Origin of the sequence: Kocuria sp. KRD140, assembly GCF_017168375.1 — a bacterium.
Classification (GTDB): domain Bacteria; phylum Actinomycetota; class Actinomycetes; order Actinomycetales; family Micrococcaceae; genus Kocuria; species Kocuria marina.
Genome location: NZ_JABFAW010000021.1, coordinates 1 through 214 on the forward strand (window position 1 = coordinate 1; position 214 = coordinate 214).

1 protein-coding gene is annotated in these 214 nt (G+C 62.6%); it reads right to left on the minus strand.

What is annotated here, in order from left to right:
• Nucleotides 1-13 precede the first annotated feature (13 nt).
• A partial coding sequence (locus J1M36_RS12435; RefSeq protein ID WP_206480008.1) for an integrase core domain-containing protein occupies nucleotides 14-214 on the minus strand: 201 nt, incomplete at its 5' end.

Below are 214 nucleotides of genomic sequence, written 5' to 3' on the forward strand. Positions count from 1 at the left end.
TGGGCCGCCCCCTTCATTCGGTCCGGTCGCTGTGCGAGTCGTCGGTTTCCGATTGATGGGTGCATTGCCGAGCGTAGTCGACGGGTGCGAGGTAGCCGAGCGATGAATGCCGGCGGTCGTGGTTGTATTCGGTCTTCCAGTCGCCGATCACGACCTGGGCGTGGAGCAGCGAGTAGAAGCTGTTGATGTTCAGGCACTCGTCGCGGAGCCTGCT